Below are 3,606 nucleotides of genomic sequence, written 5' to 3' on the forward strand. Positions count from 1 at the left end.
GCCCGCTACTTATTCAAAGCAATAACTGACAAGCATTACACAATACCTGGCCTCACTCGCACATCACTGCGTCGATCATCTTATCGATCATACTGTTAATCACCTTCTGGTCGGGATTATCCAGCGCCATCAATGCTAAACCGCTTTCGAAAGTCAGAATAAATTCAGCGGTTTCTTCCGGTGATAATTTGCCTGAAAGGGTGTTGTTCTGCTGTGCACGCTGCGCTTCCTCGATGATCCACACTTTAAATGCATGACGTTCATTGAATAATTCAGCGCCTAACGATGAGGCTTCAGGGCGAAATGAGAGCGCGGAAAACACTAACAAGCAGCCTGGCGGTTTGCCTTCGCAGGAAAAAAGGTTAAAAGCGGAAAACAGGAACTGCTTAATTTTATTGCTAAAACTCAATTCATCAGAGGAAAGAATCCCCTCTAAATCTGCCAGCCACGTCGCTTTGTAGTGTTCAAGCGCAGCGATAAACATCCCTTCTTTATTACCAAAAGCCTGGTACAAGGTGGCGGGTTTGGTACCGGTTGCCTGGGTAAGATCGTTGAGTGACGTGGCTTCATAACCTTTGTTAGCAAAGATCGAGAACATGATCGCCGCCAGCTCTTCTTTGGGTAACAGACGCGGTCTGCCTGATTTTTTGTTGACATTCATTGACATAACTCCCTTTCGACCTGAACTTTATGATAAATCCATCACATATTTTAGTGTTCACTAATAAAATGTGGTGCGTTTGCTCTTCAGCTGCGTTATATATTTTAGCGAACACTAACAAAAGGAAGGTATTATGAAAAGCGCAATCATTGCAGTTTTGGTTTTGATCCCATTTTTCTCTAACGCAGCTCAGGAACTCACGCGTGACAGCAGTGAAAATGTGGTGCGTACCGGCAGTATCAGCGTGCAGGGCGGTACGCACAGTGAACTGGTGACAAAACTGGCGGCGAAAGCCGAGATGAAGGGCAGTGATTTTTATCGCGTGACATATATCAACACGCGTCATCAGGGTTATGCCACCGCCACCTTATATGACAGCGTTGAGATGTAATCGACATCATGAACCATGACTTTATGCCAGCTCATTTCTTATTGAGCTGGCTGCATAAATCACTGGAGAGTTTATTATGACAACAGCTAAACAAGTCTGTACTTCACGAGTGGTCCATTTCCTCGCGAGCAAAGAACCGATGGTATTGCGATTATCGGTGATTATTATTTTCCTGGTTTTTGGTATGGCGAAGTGGTTTGAATTCGAAGTTCAGGCGCTGGAACCCATATTTACCAAAACATGGCTGAGTATTTTTCCCTACTTCCTTGGCCTGCATGGCAGCAGCTATTTTCTTGGTGTGGTTGAACTCATCACGGTTATTCTGCTTATTGCGGGTTTCAAACGTCCGGATTTAGGCATGATAGGCGCTGGATTGTTGATTCTCACCGGGTTAGTCACGCTGAGCCTGTTACCGCAGTTAGGCGGACTCGATTCGTTTATTTTTAAAGATATTATGGTGGTGGCGATTGGTCTGACGTTACTGAAGCGCGATTTAATCCGTTGGAAAAACAACCTCTAACAGCTACTCTATAATGCGTGTTTACTCTCGGGCATTTAAAAGGGCTTTATGAATAATGTTTACGTGATACTGGCGATATCCATCGTCGCTGAGACGATTGCCACAACCATGATGAAGGCTTCGCAAGGATTCTCACGCCTTATTCCCAGCGTGGTTGTGGTAATCGGTTATGCCATTTCATTTTATGGATTATCTCAAGTGGTTAAACAGATGAATGTCGGCATTGCTTATTCTATCTGGGCCGGAATGGGCATATTTTTGGTGTCGGTCATGTCTTATTTTTTCTACAACCAGAAACTGGATTTCGCTGCAATGGCGGGCTTAATGTTAATCGGGCTGGGCATTGTAGTGATTCAGGTTTTCTCTAAAACTATTTTGCATTAATCGATTAATAACAGGGAAGCGCAGGCTTCCCTGTTGGCTTAAGGGATAATGCGTGCTGCGCGTAACTGCGCAAACAACGTAAAAAACATCTCATCCGTTGCCTGATATCCGCTAAAACCTGCGCGCCTTAATTTGCTGCCGTCACCAAACATGTCGTATTCCCAGCCAAAAACAAAATCGGCAAATTGCCCATCATTCAGCTGCAAGATATCCGGTTCGATCAGCTGATGTTGTTCAGCGAGGGTTTGCCATTGATCGCGGTAATCCTGGAAAAGCTGATGAAACGACAGATTTACCGCTGGCGCGCATTCCAGTTCAAACCAGCGGGCGATCGCCGGCCATAACTCGCTCCAGCGCCACAAATCGCCGTTGTTGACGTTGAATGCCTGATTGTGGGCGCCAGGCGCATTGGCCGCCCACAGCGTGGCCTGCGCCAGCAATCCGCCATCGGTGTGATCGACCATGCTGTGCCAGGTGAGTGAAGAACCGGGAAAACGCAGCGGCAAACCCTGAGATTTACACAGCGATGCATAGAGCGCGATGCTCAGCGCCAGGTTCATGGCATTACCGGGCACCGCGCTGCCGACCACGCCGGGGCGCAAGGCGTGCCAATGCCAGCTTTTTCCGCGTTGAAAGTCACTGAGCCAGCGCAGCTGTTCCGCATTGAATTCGGCTCCCGCCACGCCAGCATCGCTTTCTCGTGCGGGCGTTTTAAACGGCCCCAAATGCGCGCCATACACTTTGTATCCCTGCATCAAACTGACGCTGCGCAGCGGCGCAACCTTATCGATGTTGACCACCAGATTGCGCAGCATCGTCACGTTAGGGTCGACCATCTCGCGCCAGCTGGCGGCATTCAGCCACGCGCTGTAGAAGATATGCGTGACCTGATTGAGCGGGGCCAGCGCCTGCGCGCTCTGTTGCGCATCCAGCAGATCAACGTAGATGAAAGGGATATCGTGCGTTGAGGCTCCGGGCTGGCGCGTCAGGCCGATTATCTGCCAATCCTGCTGACGCAGTGCGGTGACCAGCTGACTGCCAACAATCCCGGTAGCGCCCGCTACCAATGCGACGTTATGTGTTTGCGACATGATGATTCTCCTGTGAACAAGACAGCTGCAGTGTTATCTACTATTTTTATTGCTGATATCCCACAATTCAGATGTCACTTATCAGAAAAATCATTAAATGAATAACAAACTCAACGCCATCAACACCTTCATTCGCGTGGCGCAAGCCGGATCGTTTTCGGCGGCGGCGCGCCTGTGCGGCATGAAACAATCCGCTGTAAGTCAGCAAATCGCCGCGCTGGAGGATGAACTCGGCATCGTGTTGCTGCACCGCACCACGCGCGCCATGAAATTAACCGAGCAGGGCGAGCGTTATTTACAGCAGATGCAGCCGCTGCTTGCCGCCATGCAGGAGGTGGAGAGCCAGTTGCGTCCGGCGCAGCAAGCGCTGCAAGGCAGCGTGCATATCCAGTTACCCAGCGGATTAGGCCAGCGCTTTCTGCCGCATTTGCTGGCGCTGCAACGCGCGAACCCTGAACTGCATCTGACCATCGCGCTCGACGATCGTGTGGCTGAACTGGTGAGTGAAGGCGTGGATATCGCGTTGCGCCTGAGTGAAATGCCGCCGGAGATGTTTCCG

Annotated in this window: 6 protein-coding genes; 4 read left to right on the forward strand and 2 right to left on the reverse strand. The window is 49.8% G+C overall.

Going from position 1 to position 3,606, the window contains the following annotated elements:
- Positions 1-52 precede the first annotated feature (52 nt).
- Positions 53-661, reverse strand: a complete 609-nt coding sequence (locus RTY00_RS21860) for a TetR/AcrR family transcriptional regulator (protein ID WP_312666201.1) — start codon at positions 659-661, stop codon at positions 53-55.
- Positions 662-794: 133 nt separating this feature from the next.
- Here RTY00_RS21860 and RTY00_RS21865 point away from each other — a divergent pair, with 133 nt between their 5' ends.
- The 3 genes from RTY00_RS21865 to RTY00_RS21875 all read left to right on the forward strand — a co-directional run bounded on the left by RTY00_RS21865 (position 795) and on the right by RTY00_RS21875 (position 1,956).
- Positions 795-1,052, forward strand: a complete 258-nt coding sequence (locus RTY00_RS21865) for a YdgH/BhsA/McbA-like domain containing protein (RefSeq protein WP_312666203.1) — start codon at positions 795-797, stop codon at positions 1,050-1,052.
- 76 nt (positions 1,053-1,128) lie between these two features.
- Positions 1,129-1,572 (forward strand): DUF417 family protein, encoded by a 444-nt coding sequence (locus RTY00_RS21870; protein WP_061719207.1) that lies wholly within the window; start codon positions 1,129-1,131, stop codon positions 1,570-1,572.
- 48 nt (positions 1,573-1,620) lie between these two features.
- Positions 1,621-1,956, forward strand: a complete 336-nt coding sequence (locus RTY00_RS21875; RefSeq protein WP_008106908.1) for a DMT family transporter — start codon at positions 1,621-1,623, stop codon at positions 1,954-1,956.
- Between the two features lie 38 nt (positions 1,957-1,994).
- On the opposite strand, the gene RTY00_RS21880 is transcribed toward RTY00_RS21875, so the two are convergent.
- Positions 1,995-3,047: an SDR family oxidoreductase gene (locus tag RTY00_RS21880; protein WP_312666207.1), complete on the reverse strand. Its 1,053-nt coding sequence runs from the start codon at positions 3,045-3,047 to the stop codon at positions 1,995-1,997.
- A gap of 97 nt (positions 3,048-3,144) precedes the next feature.
- Here RTY00_RS21880 and RTY00_RS21885 point away from each other — a divergent pair.
- The coding region (locus RTY00_RS21885; RefSeq protein WP_312666209.1) for a LysR family transcriptional regulator at positions 3,145-3,606 on the forward strand (462 nt) is incomplete at its 3' end.

Source organism: Pantoea sp. CTOTU49201 (assembly GCF_032054795.1).
In the GTDB taxonomy this organism is placed as follows: Bacteria; Pseudomonadota; Gammaproteobacteria; order Enterobacterales; family Enterobacteriaceae; genus Pantoea; species Pantoea symbiotica.